Here is a 25,218-nt window from a genome sequence, read left to right on the forward strand (position 1 = left end):
GTGTGCCCACACCAAGCAAAAAAAGGAAAGAAAAAGCGACTTCACGCGGCTGCGATGAAGTCGGCTATTTACTAAAAGGGGTTCTGTACCTGAAAAATAGGTTACAACCCAATCGTTTTTAGTTCTGGAGAGATAAGGAGCGTAGGCTGCGTGCAGGCTTGGATATCTTCCGCTGTATAACCTTCTGCTACTTCGACGAGGACGAGCCCGTCTGGTGTCACGTCTATGACAGCTCTGTCCGTAATGATCCGGTTGACAACCTTCTTTCCGGTAAGAGGCAAAGCACATTCATTCAAGATTTTTGTCTCACCATGCTTGTTGACATGATCCATAATGACGACGATTTTTTTCGCGCCGTGGACGAGATCCATGGCACCGCCCATGCCCTTGACCATTTTTCCAGGAATCATCCAGTTGGCGAGATCACCCGCAGCAGAAACCTCCATCGCCCCCAAAATAGCGAGGTCAATATGGCCACCGCGAATCATCGCAAACGATTCAGCACTGGAGAAGTAGGCCGCACCTGGAATAGCCGTCACGGTTTCTTTTCCGGCGTTGATGAGATCAGGATCGAGGTTTTCCTCCGTCGGGTAAGGGCCAATTCCGAGCAAGCCGTTTTCCGATTGCAGAACGACTGTTTTTCCTTCCGGGATGTAGTTGGCGACGAGCGTGGGCATTCCAATCCCCAAGTTTACGTAAAAGCCATCTTCTATTTCCCCGGCGGCACGAGTGGCGATTTGCTCACGTGTAAGCGACATTTGTGTTTTCCTCCCTTGAATGTAATCCAGTTCTCTCTTTTGCTCTCTATGAGCGGACAGTGCGCCGTTCGATGCGTTTCTCGAACGAAGGTGCCTGTATCACACGTTGCACATAGACGCTTGGTGTGTGAATATGCTCAGGGTCCAGTTCACCTGTCTCTACGATTTCTTCCACTTCGACGATAGTGATTTTTCCCGCTGCTGCCATCATCGGATTGAAGTTTTGGGCTGTTTTGCGGAAGACGAGATTGCCCATCTTGTCAGCCTTCCACGCCTTGATCAGTGCGAAATCACCTGTGATGCCATATTCAAGCAGGTACTCTTTCCCTGCGAAATCGCGCGTTTCCCGTCCTTCAGCGATAGGTGTGCCGACTCCAGCCGGGGTATAGAATGCCGGAATGCCAGCTCCGCCTGCACGAATTCGCTCCGCCAGCGTCCCTTGTGGCGTCAACTCGACTTCGAGCTCACCGGACAAAAATTGACGTTCGAATTCCTTATTTTCTCCCACATAAGAGGAGACCATTTTTTTGATTTGCTTTTCTCGTAAAAGGAGACCGAGTCCCCAATCATCGACCCCACAGTTATTTGAGACAACGGTCAAGTTTTTCACTGCTTTGTCCCGCAGGGCGATAATCAGATTCTCCGGAATTCCTACCAGTCCGAAGCCGCCCACTAATAAAGTGGCACCATCGTGAATATCAGCCACGATGTCCGTGTAAGACGTATAAATTTTGGCCATGACGATCACTCCCACCATGAAGAAATAAAGGATTTTTGTAAGCGCTAACAATAGGGCGATGCAGTTGCCCCGTTTTCCTGCCCTTCTATCATACTAGATACGAGTTACAAACAAGTGACGAGACATTTGGATTATAAAAAATAATGTAAAATGACAGAAAAGTAGTACAACTATACCATTTTTTTCTGTAAAATATATTTTGTCAATATTCGTCGTTTTTTTGATCAGCATAGGAAGATTCAGGTGGAAATGTGGGGTTGCAGGAATGAAAAATTCGAATAAATGGATAAGTCTCACGGTTGTGGTCCTGCTGCTCGTAGGGTGCGAAAAGCTAAATGAGGATGTCTCAAGTCTGAAGCGGACGAAAGAAGAAACGGTCATTAAGGTGAAAACGGTAAGTGCGTATACGGTGGAGAATGGCAAGGGTGAGCGTCTGATGGAAGTAGCGGGTGTGGTGGCACCGCGTCAGGAGCTGGCATTATCATTTGGCGCCTCAGGCAAAATTTCAGGCATTCTCGTGGAAAAAGGAGCCACTGTCAGGGCAGGGCAGACGTTGGCGACATTAGATGGTACGGCCTTGCAGCAAGGAATTCACGCAGCCCAGGGACAGGTAGCAAGTGCTGCGATCAAGCGGGAAAAGGCTGCCAAGGGACCGGAGAGCCATGAGGTGCAGACCAAGAAGCTGCAGGTAGAAAAAGCGAGAGAACAGATGCAAAAGGCTCGCGACGAGCTCACCAAAGCGGAGATTCTGTATGCGAATGGAGCCATCTCGAAGGATGAAAAAGACAAGTTGACGTCGGCGCTGCGACAGGCCGAGCTGAGTCTGGAAGAAGAACAAGTGGCGTACAACAATCTGCTGAAGGGCGCCGATCCACTGGATATCGAAGAAGCGAATGCAAGTGTCCAGCAGGCCAATGTTCAATTGAGCCGCGCGAAGCAGGAAGCGGCTGACGCAGTGATCAAAGCTCCGTTTACAGGCGTGGTTGCAGCGATCTCCAAGACAGCGTCGGAGCAAGCTGGACCTGGGACCGAAGTCATTCGAATGGTCGATACGAGCTCCTGGCTTGTCAAGCTACAGGTAGAAAGGGAGCAAGTCGCCCATTGGCAGGCAGGTAAAGAGGTAAAGGTGAAAGCTTCGGACGGCAGTGAAGCAGAAGGAAAAGTGACATTTGTCTCACCTGTTATGGATACCGGCTTGGGGTCTTATCCAGTCGAGGTGACCGTAGACGGCAAGAATGTAGCGTGGAAGGGTGGCATGACTGTCACTTGTCAGTATCCGCTGCCAGCGTCAAATGTTGCGCTCGTTCCTGTTAGCAGCATCGGTGTCTCTGATGAAGAATATTACGTCATGAAAATCAATGAACACTCAGTGGAAAAGACGTTTGTCAAAGTGGGGGCCTTGCAAGGAACCTTCTACGAGGTAGTGGAAGGTCTCGCACCTGGTGACCAGATTGTTGCTGCAGGCTTGTCGTATGTAGTGGATGGTGAGGCGGTGAAGGTGGCGGATGAATAACAAGACATTTTTAGCGACTGTCCCCTCCTTTGCCCGCATTCTGGCGGTCATTTGCTGTCTACTTGCGACAGGATCCTGGTTCGGGCTGGATATCAAGACGTTTCCAGATCGGTCTGTGCCAGAATATACAATCAGTCTCTCGGCCCCCAAACTCTCTTCTGCGGAAGTAGACGAATCGGTCGCGAGAAAAGTAGAGGAATCGGTGCGTTCATTAGGCAGTGTGCTTACGATAGCTACCGAATCTCGGACAGGGTCGGCGGTTATTACTGTTAAAACATCGGAACAAATCGGTTCGGATTACAAGGAACGGTTGGAAAAGAAGCTGGGAGAGATCACGAAGCAGCTCCCCGTGCAGGAGTGGAGCGTCAGTCAAAGCAATCTGGCAGATAGTAAAATTGGTTTTTATGTCCTGTACGGCACAGACTTGCAGACCTTGTCTGACGTTACCAGAAATACTGTCTACGACAAATTGATCAATCTGCCAGGAATCGCTCGTATCGAAATGGACAAGCAAGCCTTGAAGGAGCAGGTAGATATCATTTTCCGACCGTCCATGCTGCTCGCCTACGGGCTCACACCTGCTGATGTTCTGTCGCAACTGCCGACAGATGTGGTTGGGGAAGAGGTAGGCTCTGTTGGAGCTGATAAGGATCGAACCATGATTCAATGGACGAGTAAATCGGAAGGGCTGCAAGATCTGGGCAAGCACTTGATCTCCACCGATAAAGGATACGTGCCATTACATACGTTGGCTGACATTCGTGATAGACGTGGGAGCAAAGGCGAACAAATCGGGATGTATCGTGGCTCGCCTGCATTAGGAATAACAGTGTACGCAGCAGATGTCGGTCAATTGCCTGTAATCAGCAAGCAAGTAAAGGAAGCGGTTGGCGAGTTGAATCAGGCTTCGGGCGGAAAATACCGCCTCGATTTGTTTCATGACGACGCGCAGACAATCACCAGTGCATTGAGACAGCTTGGAATACTGGCGGCTCTAGCCGCTGTCATCTGTTCGCTCTTTTTGTATCTGACCCGAAAACAATGGGCAGGGGCTGTACTCGCGCTTTTGGCAAACGTACTTGCGGTCGGCAGTGTACTTGGAGGCATGTGGCTTTGGGGAATCCCATTGACGCTCTCCACGCTGGGCCCACTCGTGTTGTTTTCGCTATTGTTCACAGGAGCAGGTTCTGCGTTGTTTCATCAGTTTTCAGGTTTGCCCTCGTACTCGTTTGTTCGTTGTTTGCAAGTGGCGTGGGGGTTGATGAAGCCGTTTTTGCTCACGGTTGTGGTGGTGGCAGCCTGTTGGACAGGTGTCGTTTTTACTGATTTCCTCAAGGCGGAAGACAAGGTTGTCTTGTACGATGCTTGGCCCGTTCTTTTGCTAGGGACGTTTGCTCTTATTCTTATCTATGGATTTATCACGCCGGTACTGACAGGAACGTGGCTGGAAGCTTCCGAACGAGTAGTGGAGAAAACACCACGGGCTTCCAATAAAGTGACAAGTTATTTTCAAAATCGTTGGGAACGACTGGTGGAACAAGGGTATTTGCCTTATGGAATCACACTGGTTGCCTCGCTTGTCTTTGTCTTTTTGCTCAAGTCGTTTATTTTGGTAGATCCGTACGCCAAGCTTGATTATGCAGACAAGTCGCTTTCGTTGCCAATGGTGCAGGGAAGCAGCATCGATGAGGCCATGCGGGCAGCACAAATAGCTGAGGAGCGTTTGCTCGCCATTGACGAAGTCCGAGATGTCTACACGATTGCCTCCGAAGAAAATCTGAGCTTTCAGCTAAAGCTCGTGGACAAATACGATTGGACGCAATCGGTTTCGGACTTGGAAAAAGTACTGGACAAAGAGCTGCGAGATATTCCTCGGACAGATCCGTTTGCGCTGGTCATTAATAAAGATAAGGCAACTCGTCTCGTCTTGACGATCATGGGGCCATCCTTGCAAACGACGCAGAACATTGCCAATGAAGTATTGGCATTCATGGAAAAACAGAGTGCGAAGGATAAAGAGGGACGAGAACTTGTAACAGATGAACGAATCGGTTCAGGTTCAGAGGGAACCTTTATCGATATTCGTCCAAAACAAGAGATGCTGGCACGCTACCGGATTACGCAAGAGGAGATCAAGAGACAACTGGAGAGTTATTTGGGAGAAAAAACAGCTGGCAGTGTCTATTGGAACGAGCGTCAGGTACCTATCCACGTCCGTTTCCCTGACGGGTGGATGGACTATCCGGATCAGGTGAAAAATATTTTGATTCGAACCTCACAAGGTACGGTGCGATTATCTGAGCTGGTAGATTGGTCGATCGGCAGCGAACCGCCCATTTATCAACGGGAAGACGGACTGTATGTTTTCAAGGTAAGCAGTGCCGTCTCAGACCCAAGCCGAATTGAGCTGTGGTCTTACATCATTCCATATTCCATGCAAGAAAAAATGACGATACCCGAAGGCTACACGGTATATAACGATGATGAGTTGAAGAAATTGGAGGAGAAAAAGCTCAATACGGTTGATTGGAGCAGCAGGTTCTTGACGATTGGCAGTCAGATTGCCCTCGTACTTATCATGAGCTTGCTTTTGCAACGCAGAACGCGCGATGGATTATTTGCCCTCGTTCTCTTGCCAGTCTTGACTGGAGGCTTTGCGCTGGGATTGCTGTGGTTGGATCGACCTATGAACGTGATGAGCTTCTACGGTATGGTGGCTGCCGTTGCCGTCATCGTGTTGCAGGCACTTCTTACGATGGATGAGCTGTACAAGGCCCAAGCCGAACAGGACCGGGTTTGGGACGGTATCAAGCTGGGGGCCAAACGCACCATGGTCAATCAAGCTGGGATATATTTGGCGATTGCGTTAGCCAGCCTTCCACTTGCTGGGGGCTTGGGTAATGGGAATGATTCGTTTGCGTCCTTCGCCAGCGTATTGTTGTTTGGCATACTAATGGGGGCTTTTGCCACTATGGCACTTCTTCCTGGTATGCAACATGCAGCTGTGCAAAAACAGGCTGCTCATTCTGAGATGTCCTTGCCGATCCTCGCCCGTCATTTGCGGATTTGGTGGGAGAACAACCAGGTACGTCGCCGTGATTTCAAAGATAGAAAACGGGAACAAGCCTGCTCACCAAAAACAGGGCAAGCCGAAGCCTCGAACCACCATTCCCGGGAGTATGTTCCTAAACAAGAGGACTTCTTGCCTCTTTCTTCTTCTACACATGACGCCAACCGCTAAAAAAGGTTGGCGTTTTTCTTTTTCAATCGTTCACGTAGCTGTAACCGACTAACCAGGTATGCGTCATGGTAAGATAGGAAAGAGAATCGAAAGCAGGGGGTAGCAAACACGTGCGTCGATATCGGAAAGTATGGGATTACTTGCTTTTGATTGCCATTCTGCTTGGGTTGTTTATTTCCTCTTCACAGCCATACGCCAAACAAGACATGCGAGGGACGATAGACAAGCTAGTGGACGAACAGAGCTTGCAGAACCGTATAGGCGACATATCCATTCCTTACGGAGGCAAAGATGTGAGCCTGGAAGAAAAGGGAGCCGCTGGTTTTATAGAGTTCTTGATACGGAAAGGGACACATTTTACTGTTTTTGCCCTCTTGGCTTTTAGCTGGTATCGCGTGTTTTCGAATCATCTCTCGTTTGGGCAAGCACTGCCCTGGAGCGCTTTTTGCAGTGTGATGACGGCTGCTTTGGATGAATGGCACCAGACGTTTACACCGGATCGAACCGGAATGGTGCAGGATGTATTGCTCGATGCATCTGGATCTGTCACGATGTTGTTGATAATTGCTCTCAATTACCTGTATTCACGAAGAGCATATCGTTATAAAATGTAGGAAGCCTATCCATCCTATGGATGAGAAGGCTGTGATGAACGATTGGAGAGTGGATTAGATCGTGGTAGAAAAAAAGAATGTTCTTGTACTGAACTGCGGAAGTTCTTCAGTGAAGTACAAGCTCTATGAAATGCCTTCCAAAACATTGATCGCGCATGATTATTTGGAGCAAATCCAGCGTGGCCAATATGAAGATACTATTCGGGGAGTGTTTGAATCCCTCAAACAATATTCGATAGATATCGTTTCTCATCGTGTTGTCCACGGAGGAGAAGCATTTAAGCAGTCTGTTATTGTCAACGACCAAGTAAAAGAAGAAATTCGTAACCTGTCCCGTTTCGCCCCGCTTCATAACCCCATTAACCTAACCGGGATTGAAGTTGCTCAAAGTCTGTTTCCTGATTTGATTCACGTAGCTGTTTTTGATACAGCATTCCACCAAACGATGCCACCATCCTCATATTTGTACGCACTGCCTTATGAATACTACGAACAATACGGTATTCGCAAATACGGTTTCCATGGAACGTCTCACCGCTATGTAATGGGCCGTGCAGCAGAAATGATGGGTCGCCCGAAAGAGCAGCTTCGTCTGATCAGCTGCCACATCGGAAGCGGGGTAAGTATCACAGCGATCCGAAATGGTGAATCTTATGATACGTCGATGGGGATGACACCGTTGGCAGGTTTGTCCATGGGTACGCGCAGCGGAAACATTGACCCAGGTATCATCCCTTACATTGAGGAAATTGAAAAGACCGACACGGCTGGCGCTATTAAGATTCTGAATAACAAGAGCGGTCTCATGGGCGTATCGGGTGTATCCAATGATTTGCGCGACGTTATGAAAAAAGCAGAAGAGGGGCATCTCCGCAGCAAGCTTGCGCTGGAATTGTTCACCACTATCCTGCATAAGCATGTGGGACTGTACCTTGCTCGACTGAATGGAGTCGACGGCATTATCTTTACAGCAGGTGTTGGAGAAAATAGTGCTGCCGTGCGTGAATTGGTGTGCTCTGGTCTGGAATTTGCCGGGGTAAACCTGGATCGCGAGGTAAACCGCACCAGCAAAGGGGAGACATTCATCAGCACGAAATACTCCCCGGTAAAAGTCATGGTAATTCCAACAAATGAAGAACTTGTTATGGCAATGGATGCATTCGAACTGGGACATAACTAGCTTGGAGTATGCACCTAGAAAGAATAGGCTTTTCAGTATTGGAATTTCTCTGCTATACTAAGAGAATGAGGCTTCTGGTTTGAGGTTCTCACCATTTTTCTGAAAAAATAAAAGGAGTGCAAACTGGATGGCAGTACAAGTGGGAAGCATCATCGAAGGAAAAGTGACAGCGATTAAACCGTTTGGGATGTTCGTAGCAGTCAGCGAAACGGAGCAGGGGCTGGTCCACATTTCCCAAGTAGCAAACGGTTTTGTTAAGGATATCAATGATCACTTTACCGTGGGGGCACAAGTAAAGGTAAAAGTACTCTCCATTGATGATGCAGGTAAAATCTCGCTTTCGGTTCGCGCAGCACTCCCAGCGCCTGAGCGTCCGGAACGTGAAGAACGCCGTGGTGGTGGATATCGTGGAGGCGACCGCGGAGGGAATGCAAAACGAGAAAGCGGAGCTTCTTTCGAAGACAAAATGAAAAAATGGTTGAAGCACAGCGAAGAGAACCTTGCGACAATCAACAAAAAGAACGCAAAACGCGGCTACTAAGCCTTGCGATAACTAAGAAGGACGGGATCAGCTCCCGTCCTTTTTTGCGTTTCCTATTCGAGAGGATTCCCCTCCTTTTCCCAATATTCCATCCCGCCGAGCATCTCTTTTACTCGAAAGCCGAGAGCGGCCAGTTTCGCGCAAGCTTTTGCAGCACCGTTGCAGTTGGGACCCCAGCAGTAGACGACCAGGAGCTTGGTCGGGTCCAGCGCAGCCGTCGTTTCAGCGGAAATAAGCGAATGAGGGAGATTCAAAGAACCGGGAACGTGACCATCCCGATACGCTTTCTCGCTGCGAGCATCCAGGATGTAAAAGCCTTCCACGCGGTTCTGGATGTCATTCCATACATCAGAGACATCTGTCTCAAGAGACAGCTTGTCGAGAAAATGAGTGCGGGCTACTTCAGGTGACGCGGCGGGTGTTTGCAATACAAGGGACATATCCAATCCTCCTCGGTACATGTGATGGTGATGTACACAGCATAGCATTGAAGTAATCATCACAGTTATCTATACTATTCAATGAGGATCATTACTGATTTCTATGGGAGGAAGCGGGATGGAGCTGGTCTATTTACATACTTTTCGCGAAGTAGCCCGGTATGGGAGTTTTACACGGGCAGCAGAAGAACTGGGCTATGCTCAGCCAACGGTAACGGCACAAATGCAAAAGCTGGAGCAGTCGTATGGAGCCCCGCTATTTGAACGATACGGGCGCAAGCTGCGACTGACGCAAGCAGGAGAAGCCTTGCTGCCGTACGCACGGGAATTGATTCGTCTGTATGGGGAATCTAAAGAAGTGATCAAGCAACAGACGACAGGCCCCATTGCCATTGGGACGATTGATACACTGGCGGCGTTCTTTCTGCCACCGTATTTACAGGCTATTTGCCAGCAATATCCTCAGGTTGATTTAGTATTGCGGACGGCTGGCGAAGCAGAAATTGTGCAACAGATCAGGGATGGTTATCTCGATTTCGGGATCATTTTCGATCGCCCTTGTACAGACCCTGAGTTAATCACCCACGTCATTCGTGAGGAAGAATTGGTGATCGTCATCCCACCCACCCATCGATTCACAACAGCAACTGTACTCACTGTCCATGACTTGAGCGGGGAGTCGCTTGTATTGACCGAAGAAGGCTGTACGTATCGGGGCATGCTGCTGGAGGCTTTTGGTGAGGTTGGGATGACCCAACGAATCGCCTGCCAATTCAGCAATCCGGAAGCGATCAAGCAGTGTGTACGCTGTGGTTTGGGTGTGGCATTGCTGCCGCTCATGGCGGTCAAGAGAGAGCTAACAGAAGGGGTGCTCAGAGCCATCCCGTTTCAGTCAAATAAGGCGCCGTTTTCCATTCAGCTTGTTTATCATAAAAAGAAATGGCTATCACCTTCCATGGTGACGCTTGTGGATACGATTACGAGATCACAGAGAGAGGAATCGTGAGCAGGATGCAGCTAGATACTTCACCATTTGTCGCATGTACACCTGAGGAGACAGTCCATCAGGGAGTGCGGCTCTATACCGTTAGCTACTATAGTCAAGACTTGCTGGTAAAAGCTGCATTGGCTGTGCCGGAGGTTTATTTTCAGGAGGGAGCATGTCTGCCGGCTCTCTTGTATTGCCGAGGCGGGATTAAAGGTGTAGGGCGCGTCAGACCAGAGAGAATCAGTCAGATGGCTGCTTTTGGCTACGTGATTCTCGCTCCTCATTACCGTGGCAACGAAGGCGGAGAGGGCCGGGATGAATTCGGTGGGGCAGACAGGCATGATGTGTTTGCCGCATTTGAATTGCTCCGCAGCATGGAGAAGGTGGACGAGGAGCGAATCAGCGTCTACGGCTTTTCACGAGGTGGCATCATGGCCTTGTTTGCCGCAATGGAGTGCAAGGGCATGCTGTCTTGCGTCGTATGGAGTGGTGTCAGCGACATGTTTTTGACCTACGAGGAGCGGGTTGATCTGAGAAGGATGCTGCGCAGAATCATCGGTCATCCGCGAAAGCAGGAGGATGCTTACCGCTATCGGACACCTTTGTATCGGATGGACGAGATTTCTTGCCCTGTGCTGATCATACATGGAACGGAAGATGAGAATGTGGGGGTGGAGCATGCTCATAAATTGGCAGATGCGCTGACACGGGCAGGCAAACCGTATGAAAAATGGCTGGCGCAAGGGGCCAGCCATCTGTTTGTCGGGGAAGATATGGAGATGTATACGCGCAAAATGTTTGCTTGGCTGGATGCGCAAGTCTAATCTTCTTTTGGTGTAAGCGGCAGCGTAATGATGATATCCGTTCCTTTCCCCAGCTTGCTGTTCACGTGCAACTCCCCACCGTGGTTTTCGACCATTCGTCGGGAAATCGGCAGCCCCAGTCCTGTCCCATCCTCTTTTAAGGAGAAAAACGGATCGAATATCCGCACCAGATATTCTTGGGGAATGCCTTCTCCTGTGTCTCTGATATGAATATGGACAGCTTGATTATCCAGGCGGCTTTCAATGGAGAGAATGCCGCCGTCTTTCATGGCTTCAATGCTGTTTTTCATTAAATTAAGCAGGATTTGCTTTAATTGCTCGACATCGACATGAATGCGAATGCCGGGATCACAGCGATCTACGATTTCAATCCCATGCAGCATAGCCTCGGCATTCATCAAGGGAAGAATCGAATGAATGACACCAGTTAGCGCAACCTCGCGATAATCGGGCTTGGATGGTTTGGAGAGCATCAGCAACTCCGTCACGATGCGGTTGACCCGTTCAATTTCCTGCAAGATTAAGGGCAAATAGTACAAATCGCGCTCTTGATTCGATAAACGCTGTTCAAGAAGCTGAATAAAGCCGTAGATGACTGTTAGCGGATTGCGAATTTCATGAGCGGCCCCCGCTGCCAGCTGACCGACCATGGCCAGCTTCTCGGATTGATTCAAGTACTCTTGAATTTGCTCCTGCTCCGTAATGTCCAAGAAGGCGACCATCCACCCGGTTTCCTGATCGTGGTGATGATTGTGTAAAGGGATGTAAGAGACCAGAGCAATGAATGGTGTGTCGTCTTTTTTGTACAAAGTCATTTTGCGATTGACGAACCAGGGAGTCGGCTCATTGCCTGTGGGTGCTTCAAAGGAATCCTTGGACACGGGGTAGCCGTGATCGTCGAGCTTGACCAAATGCTGTGCCAACTGGTTTACATGAAGACCGACTGTCGCGTGGGAGCGAGTAATGATTCCAACAGGCAGAGAGTTTAAGATTTGCTCCCGGATGTTTTTTTCTTCGGTCAAAATTTGCCGTTGCCTTTCATCTTGTGCGAATAGATTGGCGATGCTACTCGACATTTTATTGAACTCCTGGGCCAACTCTAGGAATTCATCTTGATGGGTATAGACAATTTGCTGACCGAATGTTCCCTTCGATACTTCACGAGCTTGTTGCATCAGAGACTGGATCGGGCGCAAAAGCTCATTGCGGAAGTAAAACGTGCAGAATAGCCCAAACAAGATAGAGGCTACGGAAACCGTATACGTCAGGATCAACGAAACCTTGATGCTCTCATTCGAATTCTGAAACTCTTTATTCGTCTGATACTCCAGCTGATTGAGTGAAAAAGACAGATCTCGTTCCAACCGATCGAGCAATGGCTGTACTTCATTGGAAAGGACATAGCTGACGGCAGGAACATTCCCTGCTTGCAGCAACGGATTGATTTTGTTCAAAAAAATAAAGTCTAGTTTTGATATCGATTCAATAATGGTAAACAAGCCACTGTTCGCCTCGGTTTTGGGAAGCGAGGAAAAGCGAGCCGTATCGATCAGATTTGTATAGTACTGGTCCAGGTAAGACTCGTCGCGTGTCAATGTATACATGTTCAACGCATAGGTCTTGGTGTATATCTGGTTTTTGACTTCCAACAAGGCACTCGTTTGCGGTAAGAGGTTTTGCGTCAAATACACTTCATCAGAGGTGACCTTTGTCATTTGATAACTGAACAGGGTCGTTACGCAGCCGATGAGAAGCATCATTACGAGATAGCTGAGCATGATTTTTTTCTGAAATCCGAGATTGCTGAAAAGGGGCATGCTGATTAACCTCCATACGAGCCACGGGAAGGAATGAGATTTTGCAGTTCCCGTTCTAAATCTTCACGTACATCATCTGGAACCATGTGTCCGAATTGACTGAGACGGTTGACCCCTTCTGCAAGGCCGTACATGACTTTTCCATTGGGGAGATCCCCTTGAATAAACTGTTCCATGATGATGCGGTAGCACTGACGAACATCCTGCATCATGGAGGCCAGCACGTATTCCGGAGCGATATAGCGTTGATCGGCAATATATCCGATGGTAAATACTCCTGCCCGCTGCGCTTCTGTAATCACTTCGAGATTGAAGCTGTCGCCTGTGGTGTAGATGACATCCACCCCTTGTGAAATCATGTCGCGAGTCGTGCGAATGGCCCCCGCAATATCATTAAAATCAGGAACCTTTCCCACAACGATAGTGGTTTTAGGCGATGCCTTTTTCACTCCTTCGATAAAGCCTTCTACTTGAGTTAACTCTGTGGGCTTATCTACCATGATGTATCCGACTTTATCCGATTTCGTCATTTTCGCGGCTAGGATACCGACAAGCTTGCCGGCAGGCTTCATATCGTAACGAATCGTCGTCTGATTTGGATGCGGAGCCTCTCCATTAAAGGAAACAAAATGTGATTTCGGATAGCGAAGCGCCACGTCTGTAAAAGGATCAGAGAAGATGAGGCCATGACCGAGTATGAGATCATAGTCGTTGGCTGCATATTTCTCAGCCACCTTTTTGATCTGCTCCGGTTTTATATTATTGGCGATTTCGAGTGAAAAGTTAAATCTTTTTTGCAGTTCTGTCATACTCTCCAGTGCACTGCTGTTCCAGCCCTGATCATAAGTGGGGCCCTCCAGCAATAGGGCGACACGCACTTTGTCAGAAGAATGGCTGCTTTTATTCATGACTTTATCGAGATGCTTCATGCTTGTAACGAATTGACTGGTAATGAGCAGAAGCAGCCCGACTACCAAACCGGTAAATAAGACGGGAAATGGCAGCAGCTTTGGCATGCGGGATTCCTCCATAGAAAAAAAGCATAATCCACTTGAAAATATAGATACACGTCATGCCTATTATATCGGTTCTCTCAGGGTTGTGCATGGAAAAAAGGGATACGGACAGGCTAAGCATATGGAGAACATATCCCCCTACCAAGAGGGAACAGAAGGGAGGCGTAGAAGCGATGGAAAACGATATGGTGGAAATCCCCCAGATTCATATTCCTGATGAGGTTACACAGGTCGATCGACCGGAGATTGGAGAGACCACTCCACACCCAAAACCAGATAGCCCTTTGGCGTCGATCGGGACAGCCGACCCCGCCAACGACAGCGGTTCGAATGAGAGCAGCGAGCGAATCGGATTTATTTCATAATGCCGATCGGATTTGGCGCTATTCGACAAAAGAAGTCATTTTCTCTCGTGGACAAGACTTGCGATTTCTGCAAAAGTAGGAAGTAGAATAGCAAGCGAGATGCGAGGGGATAAGACTGCATGGCCCGATTGCTGATAGTAGATGACGCAGCCTTCACGAGAAGGGTGCTGACGGATATGTTAGGCGAGCAACATGAAGTTTGTGGAGAAGCGAGCAATGGTTTGGAGGCAATTGAAAAGTACAAGGAACTCAAGCCAGATATTGTGACCATGGATATTACCATGCCGCACATGCACGGGATTGAAGCCATGCGTCACATCCTGGATTTTGACTGTGATGCCAAAATTTTGATCTGCTCAGCAGTCGGGCATCGGCAGAAGGTGCTGGAAGCGATGAGGACAGGAGCGAGTGATTTCGTCGTAAAGCCTTTTCAAAAAGAGCAGATTCTCGATGCAATCGCACGACTTTTGTAAACAGGAAAAAGCAAACAGCCGCCAAATCCCGGGTGGGAGGGTGGCTGTTTTTCTGTAAGTCATGATATTTACAAGCTGATTTCTGTTCCAATGCCGTTGGCTTTCGCCCGTTCAAAGACCGTTTTGGCAACCGCTGTGTCCAAATAGGCAATCCCCACAGATTTGTACAGCGTGATTTCTTCATCGTTTTCTCGGCCAGGCTTTTTCCCAATCAGAATGTCCCCCAGCTCAGCGTGCATTTGTTCAAAGCTCCATTCTCCGCGTTCGATCGGAATGAGCAGATCGCCTGCTTCGTGCCGAGCTCCCTCCAGTGTATCCACCACAACTTTGCTGTTTTGTACGGTAGTCAAGTCGACCTCTTGCATATGAGGAAGAAAAGCACCGATGGCATTGATATGCGTACCGGGACGCAAGTGTGTTCCATCAAACAACGGGCTGGTAGCCTTGGTGCTGCAAATCACGATTTCGGCATTTGCCACCGCTTCATTGGCATCATCCATAACCGTGACTTCGCCTTGCCACTCCGGGTAGAGGGAGAGGAGTGTTTGTTTCATTTCGTCTGCTTTCTCACGAGTGCGGTTATAGAGATAAATGTTTGTCAGCGCACGGACCTCCATGACGGCTTGAATCTGTCCGATCGATTGTGCCCCGCAGCCCAATACAGCGCAGCTTTGCGCATTTTTTTTTGCCAAGTATTTGGTGGCAACGCCACTGCTTGCACCTGTGCGCATAATCGTTAACAGGCTTGCGTCCATCATCGCTACATGCTGCCCTGTTTTTGCTTCGGTCAACACGATCACGCTTTGGAGGGCTTTGATATCGTGCTTGTAATTCTCGGGGAAAATGCTGATGATTTTTACCGCTACATAATCGTCCGTTTCCAAATAGGACGGCATATATAGACTGGTTGCTCCGTATTTCGGATGGTCAATGGCAGTACGAACAGGGGTGGTGACGTTCCCCAGCATATGCTCACGGAAGACCTGCTCCACATCTTCCAAGCAATCTTTCATCGTGTAAATTTGTTCAATGTTTTCACGGCTTAATACGAGCATGACATTCTTCCTTTCCATCAGGATTCGTCCAAATCCAAGTCCTTTGTTTCCTTCGTAGCAGAAACCGCAATAAGAGAAATAACCCCGGAAATGACGATGTAAAAAGCGATTGGCACCCAGGAGTTAAAGGAGCTTAACAAGGCAGTAGCGATCAGTGGAGCAGTACCGCCCGCCAAAGCAGCACCGAGCTGGTAGCCGACCGTTACCCCTGTATAGCGTACATTCGTACTGAAAATTTCGGAGAACATCGTACCCAATACGGCTGTGACTGGAGCCCAGAGAATCCCGAGTCCGATGACGGTAGCGACGGTAAGCCAGAGGGCTGATTTCCATGACAGCATATAAAAGTAAGGGAATGCAAACAGCATCATCGCTATCGTTCCCGCGATATACAAAGGCTTTCTTCCCACTTTATCCGACAGTATGCCCATGTACGGAATCGCGATGGTTGTCACCAATGTGGCGATCGTCACGGCATTGAGTACCGTTATTCGGTCGTAGCCCAAGTAGTTCGTCGCGTAGGCAATAATAAACGTCGAGAAAATATAGAACGGCGCCGTCTCTACCACTTTGGCTCCGACGGCAATCAGAACGGCTTTCCAGTGGTAACGAAATGTATCTATGATGGGAACCTTCGCAATGTTCCCCGTCTTTTTTGCTTCTTGAAAAGCAGGTGTTTCATCGATGCCATTGCGAATCCAGAGTCCTAAAAAAACAAGCGCTGCACTCAACAGAAATGGAATTCGCCAGCCCCAAGACATGAATTGATCATCGGGAAGCGCACTCATGAAAGAAATGGCCAACGTGCCGAGCAGCATGCCGATCGTTACCCCCATTTGCGGGATGCTTCCAAAAAAGCCGCGTCTGCCTTTGCCGGAGTACTCTACGGCGAGAAGCAATGCACCTCCCCATTCACCGCCGATCCCCAAGCCTTGAATCAAACGCATCAGCACGAGAAGAATGGGAGCCCAGATGCCAATGGCATTGTAATCAGGCAGCAAACCGATCAGGACGGTAGCGCCTCCCATCAGCGACAACGTCAAGACAAGCGTCTTTTTACGGCCGATTTTGTCCCCAATATGACTGAAGATCACGCCACCCAAGGGCCGGATGAAAAAGGGAAGACCAAATGAGAGATAAGAGAGCAGTAAGCCTACAGTTGGATCAGAAGAAGGAAAAAATAGCTTGTTGAATACGAGCGATGCCATGGTTCCATACAGAAAAAAGTCAAACCACTCAATGGAGCTGCCAATCAGGCTCGCGACCAACGCTTTGTTTTGAACCTTTTTAGAAACGCCCGCTTGTGTTTGTAATGCCATCGGGTAATCCTCCTTTGTCAGTAGATATTGAAGTGTCACTTCAATTCAAGAAAGTGAAGTACTACTTCAATTTTTAAAAATAAAACGATTACAAATCTGATAATAGTAAAGATTATAAAATGCAATATAATTTCGAGCAATAGTAAAAATTGATCCTTATGCTAACTTTACAGCTTTTTTCAGGAAAGAGTATGATAGACCTATCCTTTTTACGGCGAGGTATGCAAATGGAACCTACCATTGGTGTATTGATCAAATCGCTTCGTGTCGGCAAAAAGAAGACACTCAAACAAATTGCGGAAAAAACACAGCTGTCGATCAGCTTTTTGTCCCAAGTAGAGCGTGGGAAGTCTTCCATTACGCTGGAGTCATTGAAAAAAATTTCGGAAGCCTTGGGAGTGAGCCCAGGCTATTTCTTTTCGGGCGAGTCGATTGGAGGAAATGAGCGGGTGCGCAGGGCGAGCAGAGCGCGATCCCAGCTTCAGCGTGCGCCATTTATGTATGAGGACCTGTCCGGTCAATTGGCAAATCCGTCGCTCGTACCGATTCTCGTCACGCTTTCACCGCACGGAGAAAAAGGCACGCCTTTTGCACATAAGGGGCAAGAGTTTATTTACGTCCTCGAGGGTGTGCTGACACTTTTGCTCGGGGAAGAGGAGCATGATTTGTTCCCTGGCGACAGCATTCACATGGAATCCTCCGTACCGCACAACTGGGTGAACCGTACAGGCGAGGTCACTAAATTCCTTTGTGTCAATTCGCATGACAGTGACAGGATTCCGACCGCTCCTCATTAATTGAGCGAGAGCGTTTAGCGAAGTCATGTTTTCTACTATAATAGAAGAACGCGTAGAAAAGAGCGGTAAAGAGGTGAAAGTGTGCCCGTAGAGCCTAATTATTTTCAACAGTATCAGCATGCTGATATCGACGAATTAGCTGATGTCATTGGTGAACTTTTGCAAAATCCGATAACGGTTGAAGATGCCGATCATAAACTGATTGCTTACAGTTCACACGGAGAAAGCACAGACGAAGCGCGCTGGTCTACCATCATGGGGCGACGGGTACCGGAAAAAGTACTGACGCGCCTCTGGAAGGACGGCGTATTCCAGGAGCTGTTAACGAAAGACGACCCCGTACACATCCCGGCCAAGGACGAAATCGGCTTGGGGAAGCGCGTGGCAATTGCCATTCGCAGAGGGAGCGACGTGCTCGGTTACATTTGGGCACAAGAGGTGAATCGACCGATTACCCAGGACGATGACGAAATTCTTCGTCAAGCAGCTCGCGTAGCTGTCTCGCGTCTCATCCAGCGGCAGGGGAAACGCAAGGCGGAGGAACAGCGACGTAAGGAATTTCTGTGGGAGCTGTTGCTGGGGAATCACAGCAGTGAGGCTGTCATTCGGCAAAAAGCGGACACCTTGCAGATGCAGCTTCCGACCTGTTATTTAATCTGTATTATTGAAGCGGCGGGAGCTCGTCTGGATCAGTACTTGTATCCGTTATTAATGCGTGACAAGCTGCTCTGGGTTGTCGACGGCTCGCAAATCATCTTGTTGATCGGTCTATCCGATGCGAAAAAAGAGAAGAGCGACGTGCTCATTCGCAAGGTGGAACAGTTCCTCGCCGACTCGCTCGGCAAGCTCGAAGCACATGTCACGGAAGGACGCCAGGTGATTGCCGGGTACGGGAGAGATTACAAGTCCTATACGGATATTGTGAAAAGCTACAGGGAAGCGCTGCATGCACTCAAGATCAAGAAGCTGTTTCCGCAGGAAAATGAAGGGATTCACGGGTACCACGAGCTTGGGATTTATCGATATTTACTACAACTGAAACAGTGGGAGGAGGAGCAGGGCTATCAGAATGAACGGCTGGAAAAGCTTAGACAGTATGATCGCGACAACCAGACCACGCTCTTGACGACATTGGAGACTTTTTTGGATGCCGCTGGCAAGGTCAACAAGACAGCAGAGCGTTTGCATATCCACATCAATACGTTGAGCTACCGACTGAGACGAATTGAAGAGATCATGCGTGTCGACCTCGACAATATGAACCAGCGGGCTGCCTTATATTTAGAGTTGAAAATAGCCAAATTAGATGGGGAACAGTAGTTTGTTTGTGAATTTTCACAAATGAAAAGACGCTAAAATTAAAGGAATCTCCAAGGAGTATGCCCGAAGATACGCTGTACAATAATAGTAACCGCAAAGAAATTGGCGTTTCCAAGGAGGACATACTTATCATGATCGTTGGAATTCCAAAAGAAATTAAAAATAATGAGAACCGCGTAGCCATTACCCCAGCAGGTGTAGCTGCTCTGGTACAAAACGGACATTCCGTTCGTGTAGAAACAAGTGCAGGGCAAGGCAGTGGTTTTACGAATGAAGATTACAAGGCAGTAGGCGCTGAGATCGTAGAAACAGCAGCAGAGGCATGGGCGTCTGACATGGTAATGAAAGTAAAAGAACCACTCCCTGCTGAATACGGATATTTCCGCGAGGGTCTGATTCTGTTCACGTATTTGCATCTCGCACCAGAGCCTGAATTGACTCGTGAATTGATCGATAAAAAAGTGATTGCAATCGCTTACGAAACCATTCAGCTAGACAATGGCGCTCTGCCTCTGCTGATGCCGATGTCTGAAGTAGCAGGCCGCATGTCTGTTCAAATCGGCGCGCAATTCCTGGAAAAGCAATACGGTGGAAAAGGCGTTCTGCTCGGTGGCGTACCAGGCGTACCAAAAGGCGAGGTAGTCGTAATCGGCGGCGGGATCGTCGGAACAAACGCAGCGAAAATGGCGCTTGGACTGGGTGCAAATGTAACCATTATCGATGTAAACGCAGACCGTCTGCGCCAGTTGGATGACTTGTTCCAAGGCCGCGTTCAGACGCTGATGTCCAATTCCTTCAACATCGCAAACGCTGTGAAAAAAGCAGATTTGCTGGTTGGCGCTGTACTCATTCCAGGTGCTCGTGCTCCGCGTCTGGTAACAGAAGACATGGTTAAAGAAATGTCACCTGGTTCTGTGATCGTAGACGTTGCGATTGACCAAGGTGGATCGATTGAAACCGTTGACCGCATCACGACTCATGACAAGCCAACCTATGAGAAGCACGGTGTGATTCACTACGCGGTAGCCAATATGCCTGGTGCAGTCGCTCGTACATCTACATTGGCCCTGACCAACGTAACCGTTCCTTACGCGGTACAATTGGCAAACAAAGGCTACGCACAAGCGATTCGCGACAACAAAGCATTGGCGAAAGGCGTAAACGTCATCGACGGTAAAGTAGCTTACAAGGCTGTCGCAGATGCGCATAACCTGCCGTATGCTTCTATCGAAGAAGTTTTGCTGGTGAAAAACTAGCTTCAACGGTAAATAGATGATAGAAGAAACTGCTTGTCCGAGCTTACGGCAAGCAGTTTTTTTATTATTTATTCATTCGGCCGAAGCGGGTCAGGGTATTTGACCGAATCCATCTTCATTTTTCCGGAATCACTTAAGTACATATGCACCTGGATTTGGGTCAGGGAATCAGGTGTGAGCTTATTGCGCTTGCGTATTTCATACTTTCGCCAAGCCTGGTAGTCTTGTTTAAACAAAGCTTCCTCCAGGCTATATAGATCAACCCCTGCTTTGACTCCTTTCAGAAACGTCCCGCGAATCTGCTCGGCTACCTGTTCTTCGGAGCTTTTTACTACGAAAGCAGGTGTAACCGTACTCATCATTTCACGAACGAACCCTTTAAGCCGAACATTGACCTGATAACGAGGATGGTCTCCGGTGGTAATCGGAATGATGTCCAATTGGACATGCTCGATACGCATTGTTGCTTTGGGAATGTTGTTTTGTCTCACAACGAGGCCAGCAAATTTTGTGTCAGGATTCATCCACCGAATCCCCATTAAATCACGATTGGGGAAGTAACCCTGCCAATTTCCACGATGAATGGCGTGGATGCCATCGATGGAGAGACGAGAAATAAAACGGTTATTTTCTTTCCAGGAACGCTCGTACAGCGTGATGTTTGGCAATAACACGGTGTTTGCTGGCTCCCAAAAGTCCGAGATAAACCGAAAAAATTGGATCGGCTCGATAAACGAACGTTGCTCATAAACATCCTTTGGCTGATGCAACAGAGAGTCCAATGGAGAAAATCCGACCAAAGAATGAGAGCTTAACACTTTGTCAATCGGCTCCCGTGTTCCGAATACCCATTTGGTGTAACGAATCAGACCGTATCGATTCATAATATCATGGGAGGTGATAATGCCCTTTTGCAAGAGACGCTCATGAAATACAAGGGAGGATACAAAGCCTAGAAATACGGGCACCTGCGCGTTTTTTTGCAGGTTATCAAAGGCAGATTGAAGTGTTTTCCCTCTTCCGATCGAAATGGTCGCAGGTGGTGCTTGAAGGGTAGTTGATGACTCCTGCTTCGCGACGGTAGACAGATCGGTGGATTGGGCATATAGAACATACTCATTGTTGACGTAATCGATGCCCATGGCAGATAAGTAGCGAAGATCCTGGATCGATTTCTGGTCCCAGCAGCCGCTAAGAAGAGTCGTTGCCAACAGCAGCATAGCAGAAGCAATCCGCATGCATTTCATTTGGGATCGCCACCCTTAGCCGATCTCGTCCGTAAAAAACTGGTCATGGACTTGAATAAAACAATGAACAGGGTGGACAAGGAGTTGGATGAACCCATCAAAATATACGATCTGCCAAAGGAGGTCAAGGTGGACAAATAGTATACGATGGCAATCATCCCGAGGATAAAGCCGTACATGCCGATGGTTGCGGAAAGGAAGAAAACAGCGAAACGTGCCACGGTAACGGCTCCGCTTAATGCCTGGTTGACCAGTGTAAAGGAGGCAACGACTGTCAAGGAGCCGATAAACAGCATTGAGGGCGATGTCAGTCCTGCACGAATGGAAGCATCCCCGATAATCAGTGCGCCGACTAATGCTAGCGTCTGCCCGACGTTTTTGGGCAAGCGGGCACCTGCCTCGCGCAGAAATTCAAAGATAAACAAGATGATAAATAGCTCCATTGGCGCGGAAAATGGCAGCCCTTTTCGGCCTTGTGTAACGGTAGCGAGCAATTGAAAAGGAAATTGCTCTACATTATAAGCGGACAGCGCAATCCAGAAGCCAGGCAGAAAAATCGCGATCCAAAATCCACCCAAACGCAGAATGCGTTCCAACCATACATAAGAAACCGGATACTGATCATCTTCGGGAGATTTGATGAGTTCGAGCAAGGTAACCGGTGCTACGATTGCCAAAGGTGAGCCGTCTACCAATACGACCACTTTCCCTTGCAGCAGCATGTAAATTGCATAGTCAGGACGTCCCGTATAATCAACTAACGGAAACAGCGAATGAGTATTGTCACTGAGTAATTTCTCCAGGATAGCGCTATTCAAGATTTTTTTTGACCGACAATTGAGGAGCCTCTCGCGCATCATCTCCACGAGATCCGAAGATACTCCATCTGTGATATACAGCATCGCAACTCTTGTACGCGAGCGTGTTCCGAGAATAAAAGGCTCATAGGCCAGGGTAATGGTTCGCATACGCTTGCGAATGAGAGCTACGTTCGTGGAGAGATCCTCGACGAAGCCGTCGCGTGGACCTTTGATCGATATTTCTGTATTGGCTTCCTCAGGACCGCGCTCTGGCCGATTGGAGATATCCCAGGCGAATGGCGGGGAGTCTCCGATGAAAATCAGCAAATCTCCTGCAAACAGTCGCTCCACCCACAACTCTGGATTCGTAAAAAGCGGGAAAAGAGGCAAGGAACGCAAATCACCAATAGCCAGGAATCGCTCCAATTGCGGCAATGCCGTATCTTGTAATTGACGAACGTCTGCAAGTCCTTCGCAATAAAGCATCAATACAGGCTGGTCCTCGGTTGTGACTGTTCGCATAAAAACGACGTCCGCACAATGCGCGAATTTTTCCCGCAGTTCCTCTTCAAGGGTCATGGCCTATTCCCTCCTGTCTGGATGGCTTGCGCAGAGTAACCAGCATGAGTGCGAGAGTAATCACAACGATAATGACTAGGTAAAGCGGATAGTATACGTGCGTCAGAAATGATACGAACTGCATGTCGCTGTATGGGAGGCTGGTAAAGGCGATCATGCTTCCGCCTAGAAAAATCATCATGAATCTGCGTTCTTTTTGGGTACGGATGGTGAGTAAATCTCCCAAGAGCAGCAAGCAAATCGTGATGCGTATAAAAGCCCCAGCGAGCCATTGGAAAATGGAGAAAAACTCCATGTTCTCGATGTCTTTTCCAATCGTGAGTAGCCGCCATTGCTCAAATGCCGGAAAGCGTTGGCGCGCAGACTCTATAGGTCCAAATTCCGCAATAGCCCCTGTCAACGGACTGAGTGTCAGCAGAAGCGTGATGCCGAGCATGACCAAAAAGTGTACGAGGCGCAAGGGCTTACGTACATGAGGTTGGAGCAATAGCAGCAGAAACATCTCTGAAATACCGCCGCCTACATAGAGCATCCCGTGAAGAAGAGGACCATACCCATGCTGGAAAAGCGGCAACAAAAGACTATAATCCTTTTTAGGAATATTGCCAAAAGCGATGAAAAATCCGAGCAAAACCACGACAGGCAACAAGATTCCTGCTGTGATTCCTACGGAGGTTATTCCCCCGATAGACGCGAGTATGCATAAACCCATTAAGGCTAATGCGGTCACCCACTCGGGTGTTCGAGGCAAGTAGTTGACGGTCGTCCATGTCTGGGTATCGATTAGATTGGTTAGGGCCATCATGTACAGGCAGACCATGATCGGGGTGAGCAACAGATGGCTGACGATTTTTCCTGAGCGTTGCGCAAGCCATTCATGCAAAGACTGTTGCTTCGTACTTCGATTAACCACAAACAGCAAGTACGCCCAGAAGGAAAAAGGGATACCGGCAATCAACACGCTCAACCAAGCATCTCTTCCGGCTTTACTCAATAAGAGGGGGATAACGGTTACGTGGTTCGTAATGCCGATCGTCAGCATCATCACCATAATGGCTTGACCAATCCCGATTTTTCCGTCCACTTTCATGAAAGACTTATCCCCCTGTGCGTGGTGGTGCTGTTAGGATTTGCCTGCTTGGCTGGAAATATGTATCACGTATAAAGGTTACATCCTCCCGAAAAAGTATGGTATTCTACTATGAGGTAAAAAGGTAGAAACGGAGTAAGGAGTGCAGCCGATGTATCAGCTCATAAGAAAATATCTGTTCCAGCAAGATGCGGAAGAGATTCACGAAAAGACAATTGGTGCCTTAAGGCTGGTGGAGGATTCTGCTCCAGGCAAAAGCATCCTGAAGATGATCTATCAGGTAAAAGACCAGCGGTTGGAGAATAAGCTGTGGGGAATGACGTTTCCGAATCCAGTCGGACTTGCAGCCGGTTTTGATAAAAATGCAGAAGTCTACCATGCGTTGGGTGCCCTTGGTTTTGGATTTGTGGAAATCGGGACATTGACGCCGCAGGGGCAGCCAGGCAATCCGAAGCCCCGATTGTTCCGATTGCCGGAACATCAAGCTGTCATTAACCGAATGGGCTTCAACAATCATGGTGCGTATTTGGCTTCCCAGCATTTGGTCGATTACGCATACTCAGATGTTCCGATTGGGATTAACATTGGGAAAAACAAAGTAACGCCGAATGAAGAAGCGGCCGTCGACTATAGCAAATGTATGGACATGCTCTATGCATACGGTCACTATTTCGTCATTAACATCAGCTCTCCGAACACCCCGAATCTGCGTGACTTGCAGGAAACAGAGAGCTTGCGTCATTTGGTGCGTGCAGTAAGGGAAAAGGCAACCGAAATGGAAGCGCGTTCCATCAAGAAAAAGCCGATTTTGTTGAAAGTAGCGCCAGACATGTCAGATGAGCACATGCGCGATGTGGTTCACGCTGCTGTAGAAGAAGGCATTTCCGGAATTATTGCTACCAATACGACACTGTCACGCGAGGCGGTTTCCGGACATCGATTTGCCGAGGAAGCGGGCGGCTTGAGCGGAAGACCTCTTACAGAGCGTTCCACGGCTTGGGTGAAGGAGATTTATCAAGAAGTAGGAGATAAGGTACCAATTATTGGTGTCGGCGGTATTTATAACGGGGAAGACGCCTACGCGAAAATCCGGGCAGGAGCTAGTCTCGTTCAGGTGTATACAGGGATGATTTATCAGGGCCCAGGTATCGCCAAGCAAATCAACAAAAAACTGCTGAAGCTCATGCAACGCGATGGCTTTAAACATATTAGTGAAGTGATTGGCGTAGACGCAAAAGAATAGATA

23 protein-coding genes are annotated in these 25,218 nt (G+C 48.5%); 13 read left to right on the top strand and 10 right to left on the bottom strand.

Annotated elements, in window-relative coordinates; translation table 11 throughout:
* Window positions 1-101: 101 nt before the first annotated feature.
* Together KB186_RS17510 and KB186_RS17515 are read right to left on the bottom strand one after the other, a co-directional pair.
* Window positions 102-758 carry a CoA transferase subunit B gene (locus KB186_RS17510; RefSeq protein ID WP_173609931.1) on the bottom strand — a complete coding sequence of 219 codons (657 nt, stop codon included), beginning with the start codon at window positions 756-758 and terminating at the stop codon, window positions 102-104.
* 46 nt (window positions 759-804) lie between these two features.
* Window positions 805-1,497, bottom strand: coding sequence for a CoA transferase subunit A (locus KB186_RS17515; protein ID WP_015893185.1), 693 nt, complete (start codon window positions 1,495-1,497; stop codon window positions 805-807).
* Window positions 1,498-1,762: 265 nt separating this feature from the next.
* On the opposite strand from KB186_RS17515, the gene KB186_RS17520 reads away from it, so the two are divergent.
* The 5 genes from KB186_RS17520 to KB186_RS17540 all read left to right on the top strand — a co-directional run bounded on the left by KB186_RS17520 (window position 1,763) and on the right by KB186_RS17540 (window position 8,586).
* On the top strand, window positions 1,763-3,010 hold the full coding sequence (locus KB186_RS17520; RefSeq protein ID WP_232774069.1) for an efflux RND transporter periplasmic adaptor subunit: 1,248 nt from the start codon (window positions 1,763-1,765) through the stop codon (window positions 3,008-3,010).
* Complete coding sequence (locus KB186_RS17525; RefSeq protein WP_232774070.1) at window positions 3,003-6,251, top strand: efflux RND transporter permease subunit; 3,249 nt, start codon at window positions 3,003-3,005, stop codon at window positions 6,249-6,251. Before KB186_RS17520 ends, KB186_RS17525 begins: the two co-directional genes overlap by 8 nt.
* 110 nt (window positions 6,252-6,361) lie before the next feature.
* Window positions 6,362-6,865: a VanZ family protein gene (locus KB186_RS17530; RefSeq protein WP_173609934.1), complete on the top strand. Its 504-nt coding sequence runs from the start codon at window positions 6,362-6,364 to the stop codon at window positions 6,863-6,865.
* Window positions 6,866-6,926: 61 nt separating this feature from the next.
* The gene (locus tag KB186_RS17535) at window positions 6,927-8,045 is read left to right on the top strand and encodes an acetate/propionate family kinase (RefSeq protein WP_304502566.1); all 1,119 of its coding nucleotides are present in this window, start codon (window positions 6,927-6,929) and stop codon (window positions 8,043-8,045) included.
* Between the two features lie 127 nt (window positions 8,046-8,172).
* A complete protein-coding gene (locus KB186_RS17540) occupies window positions 8,173-8,586 on the top strand; it encodes a S1 RNA-binding domain-containing protein (RefSeq protein WP_173609935.1) in 414 nt (137 codons plus the stop codon).
* Window positions 8,587-8,639: 53 nt separating this feature from the next.
* On the opposite strand, the gene KB186_RS17545 is transcribed toward KB186_RS17540, so the two are convergent.
* Entirely contained in the window at window positions 8,640-9,026 is a 387-nt protein-coding gene (locus tag KB186_RS17545; RefSeq protein ID WP_232774071.1) for a rhodanese-like domain-containing protein, read from the bottom strand.
* Window positions 9,027-9,144: 118 nt separating this feature from the next.
* Between KB186_RS17545 and KB186_RS17550 the strand changes: the two genes are divergently transcribed.
* Window positions 9,145-10,032 carry a LysR family transcriptional regulator gene (locus tag KB186_RS17550; protein WP_232774072.1) on the top strand — a complete coding sequence of 296 codons (888 nt, stop codon included), beginning with the start codon at window positions 9,145-9,147 and terminating at the stop codon, window positions 10,030-10,032.
* A gap of 5 nt (window positions 10,033-10,037) precedes the next feature.
* Window positions 10,038-10,838, top strand: coding sequence for an alpha/beta hydrolase family protein (locus KB186_RS17555; RefSeq protein ID WP_232774086.1), 801 nt, complete (start codon window positions 10,038-10,040; stop codon window positions 10,836-10,838).
* On the opposite strand, the gene KB186_RS17560 is transcribed toward KB186_RS17555, so the two are convergent.
* On the bottom strand, window positions 10,835-12,655 hold the full coding sequence (locus KB186_RS17560; RefSeq protein ID WP_221867836.1) for a sensor histidine kinase: 1,821 nt from the start codon (window positions 12,653-12,655) through the stop codon (window positions 10,835-10,837). The genes KB186_RS17555 and KB186_RS17560 overlap by 4 nt on opposite strands.
* A gap of 5 nt (window positions 12,656-12,660) precedes the next feature.
* Window positions 12,661-13,671 (bottom strand): BMP family ABC transporter substrate-binding protein, encoded by a 1,011-nt coding sequence (locus KB186_RS17565; RefSeq protein ID WP_173609939.1) that lies wholly within the window; start codon window positions 13,669-13,671, stop codon window positions 12,661-12,663.
* Between the two features lie 173 nt (window positions 13,672-13,844).
* Between KB186_RS17565 and KB186_RS17570 the strand changes: the two genes are divergently transcribed.
* Both KB186_RS17570 and KB186_RS17575 read left to right on the top strand, forming a co-directional pair.
* A complete protein-coding gene (locus tag KB186_RS17570; RefSeq protein WP_173609940.1) occupies window positions 13,845-14,036 on the top strand; it encodes a hypothetical protein in 192 nt (63 codons plus the stop codon).
* 119 nt (window positions 14,037-14,155) lie between these two features.
* Entirely contained in the window at window positions 14,156-14,509 is a 354-nt protein-coding gene (locus KB186_RS17575) for a response regulator (RefSeq protein WP_173609941.1), read from the top strand.
* A gap of 68 nt (window positions 14,510-14,577) precedes the next feature.
* On the opposite strand, the gene KB186_RS17580 is transcribed toward KB186_RS17575, so the two are convergent.
* Complete coding sequence (locus KB186_RS17580) at window positions 14,578-15,564, bottom strand: ornithine cyclodeaminase family protein (protein ID WP_232774087.1); 987 nt, start codon at window positions 15,562-15,564, stop codon at window positions 14,578-14,580.
* Between the two features lie 17 nt (window positions 15,565-15,581).
* Window positions 15,582-16,883: an MFS transporter gene (locus KB186_RS17585; protein ID WP_232774073.1), complete on the bottom strand. Its 1,302-nt coding sequence runs from the start codon at window positions 16,881-16,883 to the stop codon at window positions 15,582-15,584.
* 227 nt (window positions 16,884-17,110) lie between these two features.
* On the opposite strand from KB186_RS17585, the gene KB186_RS17590 reads away from it, so the two are divergent.
* From KB186_RS17590 to ald, 3 genes are all read left to right on the top strand, one after another.
* Window positions 17,111-17,680 (top strand): helix-turn-helix domain-containing protein, encoded by a 570-nt coding sequence (locus KB186_RS17590; RefSeq protein WP_221867838.1) that lies wholly within the window; start codon window positions 17,111-17,113, stop codon window positions 17,678-17,680.
* Window positions 17,681-17,761: 81 nt separating this feature from the next.
* Window positions 17,762-19,000, top strand: coding sequence for a PucR family transcriptional regulator (locus tag KB186_RS17595; RefSeq protein WP_173609945.1), 1,239 nt, complete (start codon window positions 17,762-17,764; stop codon window positions 18,998-19,000).
* Window positions 19,001-19,131: 131 nt separating this feature from the next.
* Window positions 19,132-20,256 carry an alanine dehydrogenase gene (gene ald, locus KB186_RS17600; RefSeq protein ID WP_047073211.1) on the top strand — a complete coding sequence of 375 codons (1,125 nt, stop codon included), beginning with the start codon at window positions 19,132-19,134 and terminating at the stop codon, window positions 20,254-20,256.
* A 68-nt stretch (window positions 20,257-20,324) separates the two neighbouring features.
* Here ald and KB186_RS17605 read toward each other — a convergent pair whose 3' ends face one another.
* Genes KB186_RS17605 through KB186_RS17615 form a run of 3 tightly spaced genes read right to left on the bottom strand, consistent with a single transcriptional unit; the run spans window position 20,325 to window position 23,972 of the window.
* Window positions 20,325-21,503 (bottom strand): Ger(x)C family spore germination protein, encoded by a 1,179-nt coding sequence (locus tag KB186_RS17605; RefSeq protein ID WP_221867839.1) that lies wholly within the window; start codon window positions 21,501-21,503, stop codon window positions 20,325-20,327.
* Window positions 21,500-22,882, bottom strand: a complete 1,383-nt coding sequence (locus KB186_RS17610; RefSeq protein WP_221867840.1) for a spore germination protein — start codon at window positions 22,880-22,882, stop codon at window positions 21,500-21,502. Before KB186_RS17610 ends, KB186_RS17605 begins: the two co-directional genes overlap by 4 nt.
* A complete protein-coding gene (locus KB186_RS17615) occupies window positions 22,872-23,972 on the bottom strand; it encodes a GerAB/ArcD/ProY family transporter (protein WP_221867841.1) in 1,101 nt (366 codons plus the stop codon). The genes KB186_RS17610 and KB186_RS17615 overlap by 11 nt, the downstream gene beginning before the upstream one ends.
* 151 nt (window positions 23,973-24,123) lie before the next feature.
* Here KB186_RS17615 and KB186_RS17620 point away from each other — a divergent pair, with 151 nt between their 5' ends.
* The gene (locus KB186_RS17620; RefSeq protein ID WP_173609949.1) at window positions 24,124-25,215 is read left to right on the top strand and encodes a quinone-dependent dihydroorotate dehydrogenase; all 1,092 of its coding nucleotides are present in this window, start codon (window positions 24,124-24,126) and stop codon (window positions 25,213-25,215) included.
* Window positions 25,216-25,218 lie beyond the last annotated feature (3 nt).

The sequence above is a fragment of the Brevibacillus sp. AF8 genome, assembly GCF_021270385.1.
GTDB lineage: Bacteria > Bacillota > Bacilli > Brevibacillales > Brevibacillaceae > Brevibacillus.